The sequence below is a fragment of the Pseudomonas sp. B5(2017) genome (assembly GCF_002112825.1).
Lineage (GTDB): Bacteria > Pseudomonadota > Gammaproteobacteria > Pseudomonadales > Pseudomonadaceae > Aquipseudomonas > Aquipseudomonas putida_Z.
In genome coordinates this window covers 166,415-184,622 of the sequence record NZ_NEIR01000008.1, presented here as the reverse complement: position 1 = coordinate 184,622, position 18,208 = coordinate 166,415, and the positions used below count along the sequence as shown (strand labels likewise).

Here is an 18,208-nt window from a genome sequence, read left to right as displayed (position 1 = left end):
CCACCATCGATACGTTTAACTATCGTCCCGCTCGCGGAGATATTCCTCGAGCAGCTTCTTCTCTTCTCCAGAAAGCGAGCGACTTTCCAGAAGATCGGCGCGTCGTTCGAAGGTCCTACCAAGGGACTGCTTCATTCTCCAACGCCGGATGTGTGCATGGTTGCCACTTAGCAACACGTCGGGAACACGCTGATCCGCATACACCTCAGGCCGGGTGTAGTGCGGGCAATCGAGCAGACCGTCGGTGAAGGAATCTTCTTCCGCCGAATCCACATGCCCTAAAGCTCCGGGCAGCAGCCGTGTAACCGCATCGATCAGTACCATGGCCGGCAGCTCGCCACCGGAAAGCACATAGTCGCCAATCGACCACTCCTCATCGACATGAGCCTCGATAAAGCGCTCGTCGATGCCTTCATAACGACCGGCGATCAGGATCAACGATTCCTGTTCGGCCAGGCCTTTGACCGCCTGCTGAGTCAGCTTGCGGCCTTGTGGCGAAAGGTAGATCACCTTCGCCGCTGCTCCGGTCGCTTGCCTGGCGCTAACCAGGGCGTCTTCCAGAGGCTTGATTTTCATCACCATGCCCGGACCACCGCCAAACGGCCGATCATCCACCGTGTGGTGACGATCTGCGGTGTAGTCCCGCGGGTTCCAGCAAGTCACCTGAAGCAACCCCTGTTTCACCGCGCGGCTGGTAATGCCGTACTCCGTGATGGCCGAGAACATCTCGGGGAACAACGTGATGACGTCTACGCGAAGGTTACCCATCGTTTAGAAGTCCGCGTCCCATTCAACCCGCATCACGCCTGCTTCCAGGTCGATGTCGAGCACGCATTGCGCCGTATAGGGCAACAGACGCTCGCGATCATCCAGGCTGCCTGCGCAGGGCTTGACCACCATTACATCGTTCGCACCGGTCTCCAACAGGTGATCGACCTTGCCGAACAGTTGTTCGTCCTGGTTGATGACCTTCAGGCCCACCAACTGGTACCAGTAGTACTCGTCAGCAGCCAGGTTGGGCAAAAGGCTCCGCGGAATGCAGATTTCGTAACCGCTCAGAAGACGGGCTTCATCACGATCATCGAGGCCTTTCAGTTTCACGACCAGGCCCTTCTGGGAGCCACGACCGTTGACCAGCTCGACCTGCTTTACCTTGCCTTCGTGCCGAAGCGTCCAGCGCGGATAATCCAACAGGTTTTCAATCGGATCGGTAAAGGAATACACCTTCACCTCGCCGCGAACGCCGTGAACCGAAAAAATCTTGCCAACGACGATGAGGTCGTCAGCCTTTTCTGGCGTCGCGTTCATACTACTCAGGCAGCAGCCTTGGCAGCGTCCTTCAGCAGCTGAGCAACGCGCTCAGACGGCTGTGCACCCTGGCTCAGCCAGTAGTTGACGCGCTCTTGGTTGACCGACAGCTTGACTTCGGCGCCAGCAGCGATCGGGTTGAAGAAACCTACGCGCTCAACGAAACGGCCGTCACGGGCGTTACGCGAGTTGGTCACGGTCAGGTGATAGAATGGGCGCTTTTTCGAGCCGCCACGGGCCAGACGAATGGTTACCATGTGAACATCGTTCCTATAGTCGGTGCTGCAGTTGATACAGCAGCTGGTACTGCAAATCTGAATGCCAAATAGGCACACGGGTGCCCAAAAGGCCGCATATTCTCGGGGAATACACGGACATTTGCAAATGACTTTTTCGGCAAGGCCCTGCCCTGCCGTCCAGATCTGCCGGTTGAGCCGCGAAATCCGCGGCCATTGCCCCGCCACGGCGGGGGTTCTGGGCGCCTGCCGGACAAACGGCAGGCCCCCGGAATAGGGTTTACAGCTTCGGCATGCCGCCGCCCGGCAGCATCCCGCCAAGGCCGCGCATCATCTTGGCCATGCCGCCCTTGGCGGAGAATTTCTTCATCATCTTCTGCATTTGCTTGTGCTGCTTGATCAGGCGGCCGACGTCCTGCACCTGGGTGCCGGAACCGATGGCGATACGGCGCTTGCGCGAGCCGCTGATCAGCTCCGGATCACGGCGTTCGGCCGGGGTCATGGAGTTGATGATCGCTTCCATCTGCTTGAACTGCTTCTCGGCGGCGCCCTGGGCGTTGCCCATCTGCGACAGGTTGACCCCGCCGATGCTCGGCAGCTTGTCCATCAGGCCACCGAGGCCGCCCATGTTCTTCATCTGTTGCAGCTGGTCGCGGAAGTCTTCGAGGTCGAAGCCCTTGCCCTTCTTCAGCTTCTTGGCCAGCTTGTCGGCCTTGGCCTTGTCGATGTTCTGCTCGGCCTGCTCGATCAGGCTGAGCACGTCACCCATGCCGAGGATGCGCGAGGCGACGCGGTCGGGGTGGAACGGTTCGAGGGCTTCGGTCTTCTCGCCCATACCGATGAACTTGATCGGCTTGCCGGTGATGGCACGCACCGACAGCGCGGCACCGCCACGGGCGTCACCGTCGACCTTGGTCAGCACCACGCCGGTCAGCGGCAGCGCCTCGCCAAAGGCCTTGGCGGTGTTGGCGGCGTCCTGGCCGGTCATGGCGTCGACCACGAACAGGGTCTCGATCGGCTTGACCGCGGCATGCAGCGCCTTGATCTCGTCCATCATGTCGGCGTCGATGTGCAGACGGCCGGCGGTATCGACGATGACCACATCGATGAACTTCAGCTTGGCTTCGCGGATGGCCGCTTCGGCGATGGCCACCGGCTTCTGGCTGATGTCGGACGGGAAGAAGGTGACGCCGATGTCGTTGGCCAGGGTTTCCAGCTGCTTGATCGCTGCCGGGCGGTAGACGTCGGCGGACACCACCATCACGCTCTTTTTCTTGCGCTCCTTGAGGAAGCGCGCCAGCTTGCCGGCGGTGGTGGTCTTACCGGCGCCCTGCAGGCCGGCCATCAGCACCACGGCGGGCGGGGCGGCGTTCAGCGCGAGGTCTTCGTTGGCCGCGCCCATCAGGCTTTCCAGCTCGGCCTGGACGATCTTCACGAACGCCTGGCCCGGGGTCAGGCTGCGCGACACTTCGGTGCCGACTGCACGGTCCTTGACGCTGTTGACGAAATCCTTGACCACCGGCAGGGCAACGTCGGCCTCGAGCAGGGCCATGCGCACTTCGCGCAGCGTGTCCTTGATGTTGTCTTCGGTCAGCTTGGCCTTGCCGGTGACATGGCGCAGCGTCTGTGACAGGCGGTCGGTCAGGTTTTCGAACATGGTGATCCTTTCAGGCCCAGTAAAAGCCGAGGTTTGTCAGGCGCCCAGGGGGGAATGCATACCCGCCGGGCACAGCAAGGCGGCGATTATAGCGAAGTGCGGCGGCGGCGCACACCTTGCTGGCGGCCTGGTAGATATTCGGTGGCTGTGCCGGCCTCTTCGCGGGTGAACCCGCTCCCACAGGGTCTGCACCACATTCGAAACCGGCGCCGTACCTGTGGGAGCGGGTTCACCCGCGAATGCCGCACCGCGGTCTGCCAGTCTTCCTAGACCAGCGCGATCTATGCCAAACTCCGTCTCTTTAAGGCTCGCCAACCAGGACTTATGTTCTCCTCACCCAGCCTCATCCCCAACCTGATCGCCGCCGGCCTATATATAGCTGCGGCAATCTACCAGGGCTCTTACCTTGCCCAGAACCGCAAGGCCGACAAGCGCCTGCTTGCCCTGCTGGGTGCCTTCGCGGTACTCGCCCAGGCCGGTGCGCTGTTCTTCCAGCTGATCACCCCGCTGGGCCTGAGCCTGGACTTCTTCAGTGCCGCCAGCCTGATCGCCGTGGCGGTCATCGCCCTGACTCTGCTGGCCTGCTTGCGCATACCCGTGGAAAACCTGCTGGTGCTGCTGTTCCCGCTGGGCGCGGTGACCGCGCTGCTGGCCCAGTTCGCGCCCCCCGGCACGGTGCCGCTGGTCAACGAAGAGCCGGGCATCCTCGCGCATATTCTGCTGTCGATCCTCGCCTACGGGCTGTTCACCATCGCGGTGTTCCAGGCACTGTTGCTGCTGCTGCAGGACCGCCAGCTGAAGAACAAGCACCCGTCCGGGCTGATCCGCAACTTCCCGCCGCTGCAAACCATGGAAAGCCTGCTGTTCGGCTTCCTCTGGGCCGGCTGGTGCCTGCTGTCGCTGTCGCTGATCTCCGGCTGGCTGTTCCTCGACAACCTGTTCGCCCAGCACCTGGCACACAAGACCCTGCTGGCCTGTGTCGCCTGGGTGGTATTCAGCGTGCTGCTGTGGGGTCGCACCCGCCTGGGCTGGCGTGGCCACAAGGCCATCCGCTGGACGCTGGCCGGTTTCTGCCTGCTGATGCTGGCCTATTTCGGCAGCAAGCTGGTTCGCGAATTCATCCTGCATATCTGACGGCCGCCCATGGATACCCTGCCGTACGCACCGCTATTCGGCACCCTGGCACTGGCGCTGTTGTGGTCGGCGCTGTTCACCGCGGTGGATGCCGCCCGCCTGCAACTCAATGGCGCGCTGCGCACCGGCGAGGATGGCCAGCCCGTGCTGCCGGCCCAGGCCCTGGTGCTGTGCGCCAGCCTGGGCAAGCTGCTGGTGCTGGGCCTGGCCTGCCTGGTTGGCCAGCGCCATAGCGGCGAGCACGGCTTCTGGCTGGCCGGTTTGGCCGCCACCCTCGTCCTGCTGGTGTTTGCCGAATACCTGCCGCGGCGCCTGGCCCGGCGCAACCCGCAGGCGTTCGTCAGCCTCGGCACCAGCCTGCTGAAAGTCCCCCTCGCCCTGTTGCAACCGCTGGCCTACCTGCTGGATGGCATTGCCAAGCTGATCCTGCGTCCGTTCCGCGTGCAACCCACGGCCGTGGCCCTGCACCCGCAGGAGGCCGATGAGTTCGACGAGGATGAGGAACACGAAGCACCGCGTCACGGCCTGCTCGACGGCTTGCAGTCACTGGACAAGATGACCGTCAACGACATCCTGGTACCGCGCAACGAAGTGGACGGCATCAGCCTCGACGAGCCGATCGAGCGCATCATCGAGCAACTGATCGTCAGCCGCCACACCCGTCTGCCGGTGTACCACAGCGACATCAACCAGGTTGAAGCAATCCTCAATACCAAGCTGATCAGCCACCTGCTGCCCAAGGCCGAGCTGACCTTGGAGATGCTGCTCGGCGCCTGCTACGAGCCCTATTTCGTGCCCGAGAGCACGCCCCTGCAAATGCAGCTGCTGAACTTCCACAAACAGCAGCGCCGCATGGGCGTGGTGGTGGACGAGTACGGCGAAGTGCTGGGCATCGTCACCCTGGAAGACATCCTCGAGGAGATCGTTGGCGAGTTCGAGGATGAACACAGCCTGGACAACCCTCACGTGCACCCGCAGCCCGATGGCACCTTCGTCATCGACGGCACCGCTTCGCTGCGCGAGATCAACCGCAGCCTGGGCTGGCACCTGCCCTGCGACGGCGGGCCGAAGACCCTCAACGGGCTGGTCACCGAAGCGCTGGAAAGCATCCCGGAAAGCGCCGTTTGCCTGAAGATCGGCCGCTATCGCCTGGAAATCCTCGAAACAGAGGACAATTGTGCCAGCAAGGTACTGGTGTGGACCGTGACCCGATAGCTATACTCGGGTCACGCTTACCCAGCCCCGCCGTCCCGCCTGCTACCCGCACCCGGCGCTCCACGGCCAGTCCGCTCCACTGACACGCCCTGCGGTCCTGCTTCAACACCCCGAACAGTGCCCGCCCCCGCCCCTATCCCCCTTGGGCTATCGTCAGTCGGGCGCACACAACAACAAAACGCTCCGGCGCCCGCGCCACCGTGCCTGCCCTTTTGCATTGCACGCCGCGGGGCTTATCCCAATGGAGCCGGACCAGACTGTCAGGGACCTATTCAATGACAACCAGCAGCACCTATGCCGAAGCGCCTGCCGCACCGGTCAACTCGCCCGCGCGGGTAGCCACCGCCAGCTTCATCGGCACCGCCATCGAGTTCTACGATTTCTACGTCTACGCCACTGCCGCCGCCCTGGTGATCGGCCCGGTGTTCTTCCCGTCCGGGTCGGGCACCGCGCAGATGCTGGCGGCCTTCCTCACCTTCGGTATCGCCTTCCTGGCGCGCCCGCTGGGCTCGGCACTGTTCGGCCACTTTGGCGACCGTATCGGCCGCAAGTCGACCCTGGTCGCCTCGCTGCTGCTGATGGGCGTGTCCACCACGGCCATCGGCGTGCTGCCAGGCTACGACAGCATTGGTGTATGGGCGCCGATCATCCTCTGCCTGTTGCGCTTTGGCCAAGGCCTGGGCCTGGGTGGCGAATGGGGTGGCGCGGCCTTGCTGGCCACCGAGAACGCGCCCGAAGGCAAGCGCGCCTGGTTCGGCATGTTCCCGCAGCTGGGCCCGTCGATCGGCTTTTTGGCCGCCAACGGCCTGTTCCTGACCCTGGCCCTGGTGCTCAGCGACGAGCAGTTCCGCGAGTGGGGCTGGCGCATTCCGTTCCTGCTCAGCGCCGCGCTGGTACTGGTGGGCCTGTATGTGCGCCTGAAGCTTGAAGAAAGCCCGGTATTCGCCAAGGCCGTCGCCCGCCACGAGCGGGTGAAAATGCCGGTGGTCGACCTGTTTTCCAGATACTGGCTGCCGACCCTGCTGGGCGCAGCGGCGATGGTGGTGTGCTACGCGCTGTTCTACATCTCCACGGTGTTCTCGCTGAGCTATGGCGTGACCACGCTGGGCTACAGCCGCGAGACGTTCCTTGGCCTGCTGTGCTTCGCGGTAGTGTTCATGGCCCTGGCCACACCACTGTCGGCCTGGCTCAGCGACCGCTACGGGCGCAAACCGGTGCTGATCGTCGGCGGCCTGCTGGCAGTGGCCTCGGGCTTTACCATGGAGCCGCTGCTGACTTCGGGGTCGACCGCAGGTGTGGCGCTGTTCCTGGCCATCGAACTGTTCCTGATGGGCGTGACCTTTGCGCCGATGGGGGCACTGCTGCCTGAACTGTTCCCGACCCACGTGCGTTACACCGGCGCTTCGGCGGCATACAACCTGGGCGGCATCGTCGGCGCATCGGCGGCACCGTTCTTTGCCCAGAAGCTGGTGAGCATGGGTGGGTTGAGCTGGGTGGGAGGTTATGTGTCGGTGGCGGCGGTGATCAGCTTGATTGCCGTGCTGTGCCTGAAAGAGACCCGCAATACGCAGCTGTAAGTAATTGGGGCCGCGTTGCGGCCCTTCGCGGGCACGCCCGCTCCCACAGGGGTAGCGCCGAAACCTGTGGGAGCAGGCGTGCCCGCGAAGGGCTGCAACGCAGCCCCGATCGGATCAGAACTCGACCTTGACCGCCTGCGAAGCACGGGTCGCCTTGGCACGCGCCGCTTCGACCGACTCGTCACGCGCCAGGCACACGCCCATGCGGCGGGTACCGTTGATTTCCGGCTTGCCGAACAGGCGAATGGCAGTATCCGGCTCGCTCAGCGCCGCGCCCAGGTTGGCAAAGCTGGTCTGCTGCGACTGCCCCTCGGGCAAGATCACCGCCGAAGCCGAAGGGCCGAACTGGCGCACTACCGGAATCGGCAGGCCAAGAATGGCCCGGGCATGCAGGGCAAACTGCGACAGGTCCTGGGAAATCAGGGTCACCAGGCCGGTGTCATGCGGGCGTGGCGAGACTTCGCTGAACCACACCTGGTCGCCCTTCACGAACAGTTCCACGCCAAACAGGCCACGACCGCCCAGGGCATCGGTGACCGCCTTGGCCACCCGCTGCGACTCGGCCAGCGCCTTCGGGCTCATGGCCTGCGGCTGCCACGATTCCTGGTAGTCGCCCTTCTCCTGGCGGTGGCCGACTGGCTCGAGGAAGGTGGTGCCGCCAACGTGGCGCACGGTCAGCAGGGTAATTTCGTATTCGAAGTCGATGAAGCCCTCGACGATGACCCGGCCTTTGCCGGCGCGGCCGCCTTCCTGGGCGTAGTCCCACGACTTCTGCAGGTCGGCATCGCTGCGCAGCAGGCTCTGGCCCTTGCCCGACGAGCTCATCACCGGCTTGACCACGCATGGGTAGCCAACATCGGCCACGGCCTTGGCGTAGTCTTCGTAGGTGTCGGCGAAGTGGTACGGCGAGGTTGGCAGGTCCAGCTCTTCGGCGGCCAGGCGGCGGATGCCTTCACGGTTCATGGTGAGCTGGGTGGCGCGGGCGGTCGGCACCACGTTGAAACCTTCGTTCTCCAGCTCGACCAAGGTGGCGGTGGCGATGGCTTCGATTTCAGGGACGATGTAGTGCGGCTTCTCGGCCTCGATCACCGCGCGCAGGGCCACGCCATCGAGCATGTTGACCACGTGGCTGCGGTGCGCCACCTGCATTGCCGGGGCATTGGCGTAGCGATCGACGGCGATCACTTCGACGCCCAGGCGCTGCAGCTCGATCACCACTTCCTTGCCCAGCTCGCCACAGCCGCAGAGCAGTACACGGGTCGCGGTGGGCGACAAGGGGGTTCCGATACGGGTCATTTCAGGTCCTCGAAGGCGTCCGGGGCCGCACCAGGCTTGGCGCCGCCCGCTGAAAAAGGACCGCTATTCTACACCATCAACCCGCCACGGCGGCCCGCCGGGCGCGAAATGCCATGGCCAGCCACACAGCGGTGACACCGGCGAATTTCGAGGCCATGGCGGTGCCGATCACGGCTGGGGTCAGGGCGCCGATCATGCCGAAGAAGATGAAGGTGTCCACCGGGATGCTCAGCGCCGAACTCAGCCACAGGCGGTCGCGCAGCGGCCGGCGGGTGATGCTGAACACCAGCCAGTCGATCAGTTCGGAAATGAAGAACGCGGTGGCGCTGGCCAGGGCGATGGCCGGTTCCGAAGTGACATAGGACAGCACCAGTGCCGCCAGCATGGCGACCAGGGCGCCATGGCCGAAGCGGGTCTGCACCATGTCGCGCAGGATGAACACCAGGCCGCCCCAGGCGGACCAGATGATGTCCAGGTGTGGCGCGCTGGAGAAGGCGTAGTTGATCAGCACTACGCTGCTGATGTAGGCAATCAGATAGAACATGGCGGGTAGTCTGTGGGCAAGCCGCACAGATTACCGCTGGCTGGTTCGCGGGTAAACCCGCTCTCAAAGGTACAGCATCAGGTTCGAGGGCTACGCGCAGCCTGTGGGAGCGGGTTCACCCGCGAAGAATCCAACACGGTGGATGGCACCGGCTGCGCCGGTGTTCGCGGGTGAACCCGCTCCCACAGGGGGGGCGAGTCAGCCCTACAGGATGAGGCCGGCCTCTACTGCCCTTTCATGGCAAAGTTTGAGCACCGCCCGGCGCTCGTCGTTGTCCATCCGCCCCCAGCGGCCGATCTCGGCCACGGTCCGCTGGCAACCTGTGCAGATATCCTGCTCGTCCAACGCACAGATACTCACGCACGGCGAGGCCACCGGCCGCTCCACCACATCACTCATCGTCAACCACCAACTCCCGTGCATAACGCTGGGCATTGTGCACGTAATGCGCGGCACTGGCTTCGAGCATGCGCTTCTGCTGTTCGGTCAGCTCGCGCACCACCTTGCCCGGCGAGCCCATCACCAGCGAACCGTCGGGGATCTCCTTGCCTTCTGCAATCAGCGCATTGGCGCCGATGATGCAATGCTTGCCGATACGCGCTCCATTGAGGATCACCGCATTGATGCCTACCAGGCTGTAGTCGCCCACCGTGCAACCATGCAGCATGGCGTTGTGGCCAACGGTCACGCCCTTGCCCAGGGTCAGCGGCGAGCCCATGTCGGTGTGCATCACCGTGCCATCCTGCACGTTGCTGCCCTCGCCAATGTCGATCAGCTCGTTGTCCCCGCGCAGCACCGCACCAAACCACACGCTGGCATCGGCCTGCAGGCGCACCTTGCCGATCAGCGTGGCGTTGGGTGCGGCCCAACTGGTAGGGTGGCTCTCGACCCGCAGGTCGCCCAGGCGGTATTTCATGCTTGCTCCTCAGGCTGCAACGCAGACGACGGGGTTGGGCCCCGCTCAGTTTTCGATGTAACGCTCAGGGGGTTGGTGCAGGCTGATGCCGGCATCGAACAGCAGGTTGACCAGTTCGACGATCATGATCGCCGACAACCCCCAGATCTTGTATTCGCCATAGCGATAGCTGGGCACATACCAGCTGCGCCCCTGGTAATCGATACGGTGGGTATGGTCGCGCGGGTCCTGGCGGAAGAATTCCAGCGGCACGGTGAATACTGCCGCGATCTCGGCATCATTGGCACGGTATTCGACAAAATCGGGGATAAGCCCGACGAATGGCGTCACTTTCAGGCCGTGCAGCGAAATCAGCGGGCTGAGTGGGCCGATCACTTCCACCAGGCCTGGCGGCAGGCCGATTTCTTCTTCCGCTTCACGCAGCGCGGTGAACACCAGGTCCGGGTCTTCCGGGTCGCGGCGGCCACCGGGAAAGGCCACTTCGCCGCCGTGGGTGGACAGGCCCTTGGCGCGCAGGGTCAGGACCAGTTCGGGCGCTTCGCTGCGGGTAATGGGCAAGAGGACCGCCGCTTCGGGGAACCGCCGGTCGGTTTCCAGTGATGCGGGTTGGTGGTTGCTCATTCGGCGAAGTAGCTCGTCCAGCATTGCGCACGCTCGTATCCAAGACCTGCCTTGCATGATGCACCAAAGGCGCGAAGCACCCAAGCCCCGTGCGCTTGCGGCAGCACGGCCGGCGCGCCAAGATAGCCCAGAGCAAAAGGAACGACACATGAAATTCTGCAGCGCGTGCGGCCAGCCGGTCACTCAGCGGATCCCCGAGGGCGACAGCCGCCTGCGGTATGTCTGCGAGTCTTGCCAGGCCATCCACTACCAGAACCCCAACATCGTCGCCGGCGTGTTGCCGACCTGGGGCAGCCAGGTGCTGCTGTGCCGGCGCGCCATCGAGCCACGCCGCGGTTTCTGGACCCTGCCTGCCGGTTTCATGGAGAACGGCGAAACCCTCGATCAGGCCGCCCGTCGCGAAACCGTCGAGGAGGCCTGCGCCCGGGTCGGCAGCATGAGCCTGTACCAGCTGTTCGACCTGCCACACATCAACCAGGTGCATGTGTTCTTCCGCGCCGAGCTGGCGGACCTTGATTTCGCTGTCGGTGTAGAAAGCCTGGAGGTGCGGCTGTTCGAGGAACATGAGATACCGTGGGGCGAGCTGGCTTTCCGCACCGTCACTCGCACACTAGAATGCTACTATCGCGATCGCATCGGGCAGCACTACCCCATAGGCCATGAATACCTGCCGCCGATGAACGTCTCGCCCATTACCTAGAAGCCTTCAGGGATACCGTTACATGCGCTGGTTGCTTGCCCTTTTCTGCCTTTGCGTTACCTCGGTGTCCCAGGCGGCCTTCACCGAGACCATCATCCGCAAGCCCCAGCCGGCAGCGCAAACCCCATCGCCTTCGCAGCAGGCCATGCAACCGCTGATCGACAAGGTACTGGTGATCAAGTCCGAGCGCCGCCTGCAGCTGATCAGCCGTGGCGAACCGCTGAAAACCTACCGTATCTCGCTGGGCAAGCAGCCAAAAGGCGCCAAGGAGCGCGAAGGCGACAAGAAAACCCCCGAGGGCCTGTACTGGCTGGACTGGCGCAAGCAGAGCGACCGCTTCAACCTGGCCATGCACATCAATTACCCGAACATCACCGATGCCGCCCGTGCCACCCGCGAAGGGGTGAGCGCCGGCAGCATGATCATGATCCATGGCACGCCGATCAACGACGAGTATCCAGAGTGGTACTTCCACACCCTGGACTGGACGGACGGCTGTATTGCCATGCGTAACCGCGACATGCAGGAAGTGTGGGACCTGGTGCGGGATGGCACGTTGATCGAAATTCGGCCCTGATAGCGGGCCTTTCAACTGATGCTGTAGGAAGCTTCCCACCTCCAGGCAAGAACGCGCCTTACAAGCGCTTAGGCCGGGTACTGCATCCAGGCGAACCCCTTAATTTTTAGCATCCACGCAGACGAGTACGAAATCCGTACATCATTTGCGGGGTGCTTCAATGCCGTTCCACATTCACCGCGCCACCTGCTGGGCGCTCACCTGCTGCCTGTCCGGTTTGCTGGCCGCGCCCCAGGCGCTGGCCGACGACCCCGCCAGCCAGCAACTGCGCGATCAGCAGCGCGGGCTGCAACAGCTGGAACAGCAACAGCGGCTGGAACGCTGGCAGCGCCAGCCCGCCCCGGCTGAAAGCCACGACACCACCGCCCCCCTCCCGCACGACCAGCGCTGCTGGGCCATCACCGGCGTACGCGTGGCCGGCAACCGCAAGCTTTCCGACTCGGCGCTAACGCCAACCCTTCGCAGGTTCATTACCCCGTGCATGGGCATTGCGGAAATCAACGGGCTGCTGAAAGCCATAACCCAGCGCTATGTACAAGCCGGATACCCCACCAGCCGGCCTTACCTGCAGCAACCGCCACAAGACGGCGCACCGCTGAACCTGGTCATCGTCGAGGGGTTCGTCGAGTCCATCGAAATGGCCGGCCCTGAATTGCCCCTGTCCCTCCCCGGCGCCTTTCCCGGCCTGCTCGGGCAGCCACTGTACCTGCCAGCCCTGGAGCAAGGCCTCGACCAGCTCAATCGCCTTCGCGCTTATGACCTGTCAGCAGAATTGCTGCCCGGCGAACTGCACGGCGGCACCCGGGTTGTCGTGCAGCCGCGCAAGGTGGCCTCGCGCGGGCACCTGGACAGCCGCTTCGACAACCGCGGCAGCGACCTGACCGGGCGTCATCGCCTGAACCTCGGCTTCGGCCTGGACAGCCCGCTGGGCCTAAATGATGACCTGCGCCTGTCGCTGAACCGCACGGTGCTCGATGCGCCCGGGCAAAGCCAAGGCATCTCGCTGTACTACAGCATCCCCTACGGCGCCTGGACCTTCGCGCTCAGCGCCAGCGAACTGCGTTACGAGGCGCCGCTCCCCCACAGCCGCCAGGTAACCGACGGCAGCAGCAGCTACCAGGGCTTGAGCGTCGAGCGGGTACTGTGGCGCAACCAGCAAGGCATGCTCAGCGCCAACGCCCGGCTGGACCGCAAGCAAATGGTCAACCGCAGCGCTGGCGCGGTGATCGTCCAGCAGAGCCCCACCCTGGTCTCCGTGGAGGCGGGTATCAACCTGCTTTGGCTCCAGGGAGGCCTGTGGAATGGCTACCTCGGTGTCGCCCAGGGTATCGACGCCTTCGGCGCTGACCGCTCACCGCTGGGGGCGGAACGCCTGCGCCCGGATTTTCGCAAGTACCGCGCCAACCTGCTGCACCTGCGCCAGGGCCCGGCCAGCCGCCCATGGCGCTGGCAGAGCGAGCTGAGTCTGCAATACAGCAGTGACCCACTACCCGCCGTCGAGCAGTTGCTGGTCAGCGACGATTCGGCCGTGCGCGGGTTTCGCCTGCGTACCTACTCCGGTGCCAGCAGCGCCGCCTGGCGCAACACCGTCAGTCAGCCGCTGCCGGAGGGCTGGACCGCTCCCCTGCAAATACGCCCCTACATCGGCCTGGACCTGGGCTGGACCCGCACTGCCGAAGGCAAGCCTTCACAACGCCTTGCCGGGGCCACCGCCGGTGCCGAACTGAGCCTGCCCGGCAGCCACCTGCGCCTGGGCTACCAACGCGCGCTGTACGCCAGCGACCTGCCCCGTCCGCTGCTGGAACCTGGCTTCTGGGTAGTGGAACTGGCCCTGAACATCTGATTCACCCACAACAAAGAGAACGAGAACATGCAAACACTCTCGCAGTCGTCTTCCCGCCCAGATACCTTGCGCTGGGCCATCTTCCTCGCCCTGCTCGGGCCCGGCGCCGCACTGGCCCAGGGCGGCCTGACAGCAACCAGCGGCCCCGGCGGTACACCGGTCATCAACGACGGCCACGGCGTCCCGGTCATCGATATTGTCGCGCCAAACGCCAAAGGGCTGTCGCACAACCAGTTCCTCGACTACAACGTCGACCGCTCCGGGGTAGTGCTGAACAATGCCACCCAGGCCGGGCAGTCGGAGCTGGCCGGTGCCCTGGCGGCCAACCCGCAATTCCAGGGCCAGGCCGCCTCGACCATCCTCAACGAGGTGGTCAGCCGCAACGCCTCGCTGATCGAAGGGCCGCAGGAAATCTTCGGCCGCCCGGCCGACTACATCCTGGCCAACCCCAATGGCATCACCCTCAACGGCGGCAGTTTCATCAACACCACACGCGCCGGCTTCGTGGTGGGCAGCCCCGAGTTCGACGGCCAGCAACTGAAGTACCTCGACACGCTGAACGCCAGCGGTACCCTGCAAGTGCTTGAGGGCGGCCAGCGCAACCCCAACGGCGCCCTCGATCTGATCGCCCCGCGCGTGGACGGCAAAGGGCTGCTGATGGCGCGCAACTCCATCGATATCACCGTCGGTCGCAACCGCATCGACAGCACCAGCGGCGAAATTGTCGAACACCTGCCCGGCACCCCGTCCAGCATCGATGCCAGCCTGTTCGGCGCCATGCGCGCCGGGCGCATTCGCGTGGTGAGCACCGCAGAAGGTGCCGGTGTGCGTGTGGGGGCATCGCAGCTGCTGGGTATCGACGGGGTCGACATCCAGTCGGCCGGCGCCCTGCAGGTCAGCGGCAAGGCCGACAGCCCCATCGAACTGCACAGCGAACAGGGCGATCTGCGGCTGACTGCTGCCGATGACCTGACACTCGAAACCGTCGATGGGCAAGCTCGGCGAATCGAGGCCAAGGCGGGCAAGAAGCTCACGCTGGATGCCACGACCCGCGAGAACATCGAGCGCGACAGCGACAGCTGGAGCAAGAAGTTCCTGTTCGTCACCCGCGAAACCTACAACCGCGAAACCACCACCACCCAGCAGCAGCAACAGGGCAGCAGCTTGCAAGGCAAGGACGGCGTGCTGCTGCAATCCGCTGACGACATGCGCCTGGTGGCTGCCAAGGTGGATGCTGGCAATGAGCTGACCCTCGACAGCGGCGCCAACCTGGCCATCGCTGCCGGCATCGACAGCCAGCACACCGAAGAGCAGGTTCGCCACCGCAAGGACTTGTGGCGCGGTGACAGCGATACCGACCAATACAAGGAAACCGCGCAAGGCAGTGCGCTCCAGGCCCAGCGCATGACGCTGAAGGCCAAGAATACCGTCGATGTGAAGGGCAGCAGCCTGCACAGCCGCGGCGACATGGCGATCGAGGCCAAGGACGCAACCATCGGTACCACCGCGCTGCAGGAGCGCGGTACCCGGCGCGACTATCGTGGCGACCTGGTATCGGGCACCTTCTTTGGCGACCGCAAGGGTAACGACAGCGAAGGCCAGGCCGTTGCCGGCAGCAGTGTCACGGCAGATGGCAAGCTGGCCGTGGTAGCTGACCAGGTGGCCGTCAAGGGCAGTACCGTGCACGGCAAGGAGGACGCGGTGCTCTACAGCACGAAAGGTGCACTGGCCATCGAAGCCGACCATGGCCGCACCACCTCCACCGACCGGACCAGCGACAGCAAGCTGTTCGGCCTGATTGGCAGCGACCACGAGAACACCGAGCGTACGCAACAGGTACTTACCAGCGACGTCAGCTCGGCCACCAATCTGCGCCTGGCCAGCGCCGAGGAAATGCGCATCCAGGGCGCCAAGGTCGCAGCGGGCGGGCACCTGCAGGTAGAGGCCAAGGGCGACCTGCTGATTACCAGCGCGCAAGCGGTTGACGAGCGCGAAACCCGTAACCAGCAACGCGGCTTCAGCGCCAGCGCCAAGCAGACCCAGGAGGCCGAGGATGGCAAGCCCGAGTCCCGCCAGTATTCGGCCGGCATTGCCTATGACGTCGCCACCACCAGCAGCAAGCAGCGCACCACCAGCCAGGTCGCCAGTGAGCTAGAGGGCGCTTCGGTGAGCCTTGGCAGCGGGGCTCACCTGCAAGTCAACGGTTCCACGGTGAAGGCCGCCGCAGGCGACCTCGATGTGCAGGCCCAAAAGGTGACCCTGGGGGCAACCCGCAACGACCGCGACAAAACCACCAGCACCACCAACAGTGGCGGCGGCCTGACGGTGACCGGTGGCATCGACCGGCTGGGCAGCTTGTTCGAAGGCCATCACAACCGCCAGGTGCAGACCGAACGCGACAGCAAGGTGCAACGCAGCACATTGCAGGCCAGCGGCGACCTGAAGCTGAATGGCGATGAACTGGTCACAGAGGCCGCACGCGTCAAGGCCGGCAACACCCTGCAGGTAACGGCCAAACGCATCGACAACCGCGCGGTGCAGGATACCGAGGAACGTGAACAACGCCGTGACGACTGGTCGGGCAGCCTCGGCGCCAGTGTCGAGTACCGCGACCTTACCCGCCCCATCGAACGCCTGGTGCTGGGCGAAGAAGCCGCGCGCTTCCAGCAAGCCTCCCCCGAAGACGCCATGGCGCCGCCCAGCGTTGGCGCCGACATGACCGTGGAGCACCTCAAGCGTCTGGAAAACCAGCGCCGCGGCTTTGCCCAGGTGAGCGAGTTGTCCGGGGCCAAGGTCGAAGTCAAGGCCGACAACATCACCGACCAGGGCACCGCGTGGCGCGCCAACGCCGGCAAGCTGCAGATCGAGGCCCGACAACACCAGATGCAGGCGGCCGAGAACACCCAGGAAAATACCGTGCAACGCCTGGCCTACGGCGGCGATGTGCGCCTGGACACCAGCACCGGTGAAGACCTGAATGCACGCGCCGCCGGCAAAGGCGGCTCGCTGGACAAAAAGGACAGCACCAGCAGCGCCGTCCCCGGCAGCCTGTATGGGCAACAGGGCATCCAGGTGCAACTGGGCAGCTCTGGCCATTATGAAGGGACGCGCATCGATGGCGGTGAAGGCAGCGTGGTCATCAGCAGTGCCGGTTCGCTGACATTGCCACAGGCAAACGACCAGACCGAACAGCAGTCACGCCAGCTCGACGGCAATGCCTGGGCCAAGGTCGGCAACCGCCCGGGCAGCACCGGCGTCGATGGCCGGGGCTACCTCGACCACGGCCAGAACCAGAGCACACAGCGCAAGGCCCAGGTGGCGCAGATCGACGCCAAGGGCCAGGTACAGCTGAGCAGTGGCGGCGACCTGTTGCTCGAAGGCACTCGCATTGGCAGCCGTGAGGCCAAGACCGGCGACATTCAACTGCAAAGCGGCGGTCGGCTGCAGGTCAAGGCGGCCAGCGATACCCAGAACGCTACCGGCGCCAAGATGGGCGGCGGCGTGGAGCTGGCGGTCAAGGCTGGCAACACCAAGGGCGGTGCCATCGGCGGCCACTTCAGCCACGGCAAGCAGGACGAAGAGGCACGCCAGGCGGTGAATGCCCTGTTCGCCAGCAACGGCTCAGTGACCCTGGGCAGCAGCGCCCGCGAGGATATCGCCCTGCACCTTGAAGGCCTGCAGGCCTCGGCCGAACAGATAACCCTCGACGCATCGAATGGCGGCATGCTGGTGGAAGCGTCCTCCAGCCAGGAGCGCCGTGACAACCTCGACATCACCGCCGGCGCCGGCTTCGACATGGCCAAGGGCGCGCTCGACACCCGCGGCCTGCATGGCCGCCTCAAGGTGGAGCTCGACAAGCGCGACAACCTCACCTGGAACGCCAGCGACCTGCGCGCCGAGCGCATCGACCTGCAAAGCCGTGGCGATACCCGCCTCGAAGGCGTCACCCTGGAGACGGGGCGTATCGATGGAGTGATCGACGGCGACCTGCGCATCGCCAGCCGCAAGGACAACGTCAATACCCTGAGCGTGAAAGGCGATGCCCGGCTGAGCCAGGAGAAAAACCCGCGAGGCTACGTCAACGCGGCCACTTCGGTGGCAGGGCCGCTGGGGAGCAAGGTGAATGAAAAAGCTGGCTCCGCCCTGAGCAAGGCAGACCCGGGGCTCTCGCCCACCTTCAGCCTCGACGTGTCGCACGCGCAGCGTGACAGCGTAGGCCAGCAGACCACGCTCAAAGGCAGCGACGGTATCGACCTGCAGGTTGGTGGCAACGCTCACCTGGTGGGGGCACGCTTGCAGTCGGCCAAAGGCGATGTGGTGCTCGACGCCAACTCGGTTACCCGCGAAACACTGAGCGGTAACGACTATCGCCGGGATGTGTCGATCGATGCGTCCAACTCACCGGTGGACCTGGGCACGGCGGTGGCCGAGCTGGCCAAGGGCAAGGGTGCGGCGGATGGGGAAAATGCACTGGACCTGGGGTTGTTGAGGACCAGTGGGCACAATCGCAATGAGCAGTGGGCTTCGAGTGTGCAGGGCAAGAAAAACTGAAGCAGGCGCCGCTCTGGAGGGCACGGGCTTCGT

16 protein-coding genes are annotated in these 18,208 nt (G+C 64.4%); 7 read left to right on the top strand and 9 right to left on the bottom strand.

What is annotated here, in order from left to right:
• Positions 1-15 precede the first annotated feature (15 nt).
• The 4 genes from trmD to ffh form a co-directional block, all read right to left on the bottom strand.
• A complete protein-coding gene (gene trmD, locus CAG00_RS14430; protein ID WP_085664562.1) occupies positions 16-768 on the bottom strand; it encodes a tRNA (guanosine(37)-N1)-methyltransferase TrmD in 753 nt (250 codons plus the stop codon).
• 3 nt (positions 769-771) lie between these two features.
• Positions 772-1,308: a ribosome maturation factor RimM gene (gene rimM / locus CAG00_RS14425; RefSeq protein WP_025337913.1), complete on the bottom strand. Its 537-nt coding sequence runs from the start codon at positions 1,306-1,308 to the stop codon at positions 772-774.
• Between the two features lie 5 nt (positions 1,309-1,313).
• Complete coding sequence (gene rpsP / locus CAG00_RS14420) at positions 1,314-1,565, bottom strand: 30S ribosomal protein S16 (RefSeq protein ID WP_003259424.1); 252 nt, start codon at positions 1,563-1,565, stop codon at positions 1,314-1,316.
• Positions 1,566-1,824: 259 nt separating this feature from the next.
• A complete protein-coding gene (gene ffh / locus CAG00_RS14415) occupies positions 1,825-3,201 on the bottom strand; it encodes a signal recognition particle protein (protein ID WP_013971189.1) in 1,377 nt (458 codons plus the stop codon).
• A gap of 324 nt (positions 3,202-3,525) precedes the next feature.
• Between ffh and CAG00_RS14410 the strand changes: the two genes are divergently transcribed.
• From CAG00_RS14410 to CAG00_RS14400, 3 genes are all read left to right on the top strand, one after another.
• Entirely contained in the window at positions 3,526-4,335 is an 810-nt protein-coding gene (locus CAG00_RS14410) for an inner membrane protein YpjD (protein ID WP_025337912.1), read from the top strand.
• A 9-nt stretch (positions 4,336-4,344) separates the two neighbouring features.
• Positions 4,345-5,550: a transporter associated domain-containing protein gene (locus tag CAG00_RS14405; RefSeq protein WP_085587600.1), complete on the top strand. Its 1,206-nt coding sequence runs from the start codon at positions 4,345-4,347 to the stop codon at positions 5,548-5,550.
• 275 nt (positions 5,551-5,825) lie between these two features.
• On the top strand, positions 5,826-7,127 hold the full coding sequence (locus CAG00_RS14400; protein WP_054573205.1) for an MFS transporter: 1,302 nt from the start codon (positions 5,826-5,828) through the stop codon (positions 7,125-7,127).
• Positions 7,128-7,241: 114 nt separating this feature from the next.
• Here the strand turns inward: CAG00_RS14400 and purT are convergent, their stop codons facing one another.
• From purT to CAG00_RS14370, 5 genes are all read right to left on the bottom strand, one after another.
• Positions 7,242-8,423, bottom strand: a complete 1,182-nt coding sequence (gene purT / locus CAG00_RS14395) for a formate-dependent phosphoribosylglycinamide formyltransferase (protein ID WP_025337909.1) — start codon at positions 8,421-8,423, stop codon at positions 7,242-7,244.
• 76 nt (positions 8,424-8,499) lie between these two features.
• A complete protein-coding gene (locus tag CAG00_RS14390) occupies positions 8,500-8,967 on the bottom strand; it encodes a VUT family protein (RefSeq protein WP_003252131.1) in 468 nt (155 codons plus the stop codon).
• A gap of 204 nt (positions 8,968-9,171) precedes the next feature.
• Positions 9,172-9,366 carry a DUF1289 domain-containing protein gene (locus tag CAG00_RS14380; protein ID WP_024086383.1) on the bottom strand — a complete coding sequence of 65 codons (195 nt, stop codon included), beginning with the start codon at positions 9,364-9,366 and terminating at the stop codon, positions 9,172-9,174.
• A complete protein-coding gene (locus CAG00_RS14375) occupies positions 9,359-9,883 on the bottom strand; it encodes a gamma carbonic anhydrase family protein (RefSeq protein WP_015269134.1) in 525 nt (174 codons plus the stop codon). The genes CAG00_RS14380 and CAG00_RS14375 overlap by 8 nt, the downstream gene beginning before the upstream one ends.
• A 45-nt stretch (positions 9,884-9,928) precedes the next feature.
• On the bottom strand, positions 9,929-10,528 hold the full coding sequence (locus CAG00_RS14370) for a CoA pyrophosphatase (RefSeq protein ID WP_003252125.1): 600 nt from the start codon (positions 10,526-10,528) through the stop codon (positions 9,929-9,931).
• 124 nt (positions 10,529-10,652) lie between these two features.
• Here CAG00_RS14370 and CAG00_RS14365 point away from each other — a divergent pair, with 124 nt between their 5' ends.
• The 4 genes from CAG00_RS14365 (at position 10,653) to CAG00_RS14350 (ending at position 18,175) form a co-directional block, all read left to right on the top strand.
• The gene (locus CAG00_RS14365) at positions 10,653-11,204 is read left to right on the top strand and encodes an NUDIX hydrolase (RefSeq protein WP_085664561.1); all 552 of its coding nucleotides are present in this window, start codon (positions 10,653-10,655) and stop codon (positions 11,202-11,204) included.
• 22 nt (positions 11,205-11,226) lie between these two features.
• Positions 11,227-11,781 (top strand): murein L,D-transpeptidase family protein, encoded by a 555-nt coding sequence (locus CAG00_RS14360; protein ID WP_025337906.1) that lies wholly within the window; start codon positions 11,227-11,229, stop codon positions 11,779-11,781.
• A gap of 160 nt (positions 11,782-11,941) precedes the next feature.
• Complete coding sequence (locus CAG00_RS14355; RefSeq protein ID WP_085664560.1) at positions 11,942-13,624, top strand: ShlB/FhaC/HecB family hemolysin secretion/activation protein; 1,683 nt, start codon at positions 11,942-11,944, stop codon at positions 13,622-13,624.
• A 27-nt stretch (positions 13,625-13,651) separates the two neighbouring features.
• On the top strand, positions 13,652-18,175 hold the full coding sequence (locus CAG00_RS14350) for a hemagglutinin repeat-containing protein (RefSeq protein ID WP_085664559.1): 4,524 nt from the start codon (positions 13,652-13,654) through the stop codon (positions 18,173-18,175).
• Positions 18,176-18,208 lie beyond the last annotated feature (33 nt).

Coding starts and splice junctions, on each gene's coding strand:
- CAG00_RS14355 (WP_085664560.1), top strand. CDS start 11,942: ATGCCGTTCCACATTCACCGCGCCACCTGCTGGGCGCTCACCTGCTGC.
- rimM (WP_025337913.1), bottom strand. CDS start 1,308: ATGAACGCGACGCCAGAAAAGGCTGACGACCTCATCGTCGTTGGCAAG.
- CAG00_RS14350 (WP_085664559.1), top strand. CDS start 13,652: ATGCAAACACTCTCGCAGTCGTCTTCCCGCCCAGATACCTTGCGCTGG.
- CAG00_RS14360 (WP_025337906.1), top strand. CDS start 11,227: ATGCGCTGGTTGCTTGCCCTTTTCTGCCTTTGCGTTACCTCGGTGTCC.
- CAG00_RS14365 (WP_085664561.1), top strand. CDS start 10,653: ATGAAATTCTGCAGCGCGTGCGGCCAGCCGGTCACTCAGCGGATCCCC.
- trmD (WP_085664562.1), bottom strand. CDS start 768: ATGGGTAACCTTCGCGTAGACGTCATCACGTTGTTCCCCGAGATGTTC.
- CAG00_RS14400 (WP_054573205.1), top strand. CDS start 5,826: ATGACAACCAGCAGCACCTATGCCGAAGCGCCTGCCGCACCGGTCAAC.
- CAG00_RS14410 (WP_025337912.1), top strand. CDS start 3,526: ATGTTCTCCTCACCCAGCCTCATCCCCAACCTGATCGCCGCCGGCCTA.
- ffh (WP_013971189.1), bottom strand. CDS start 3,201: ATGTTCGAAAACCTGACCGACCGCCTGTCACAGACGCTGCGCCATGTC.
- CAG00_RS14380 (WP_024086383.1), bottom strand. CDS start 9,366: ATGAGTGATGTGGTGGAGCGGCCGGTGGCCTCGCCGTGCGTGAGTATC.
- rpsP (WP_003259424.1), bottom strand. CDS start 1,565: ATGGTAACCATTCGTCTGGCCCGTGGCGGCTCGAAAAAGCGCCCATTC.
- purT (WP_025337909.1), bottom strand. CDS start 8,423: ATGACCCGTATCGGAACCCCCTTGTCGCCCACCGCGACCCGTGTACTG.
- CAG00_RS14370 (WP_003252125.1), bottom strand. CDS start 10,528: ATGCTGGACGAGCTACTTCGCCGAATGAGCAACCACCAACCCGCATCA.
- CAG00_RS14405 (WP_085587600.1), top strand. CDS start 4,345: ATGGATACCCTGCCGTACGCACCGCTATTCGGCACCCTGGCACTGGCG.
- CAG00_RS14390 (WP_003252131.1), bottom strand. CDS start 8,967: ATGTTCTATCTGATTGCCTACATCAGCAGCGTAGTGCTGATCAACTAC.
- CAG00_RS14375 (WP_015269134.1), bottom strand. CDS start 9,883: ATGAAATACCGCCTGGGCGACCTGCGGGTCGAGAGCCACCCTACCAGT.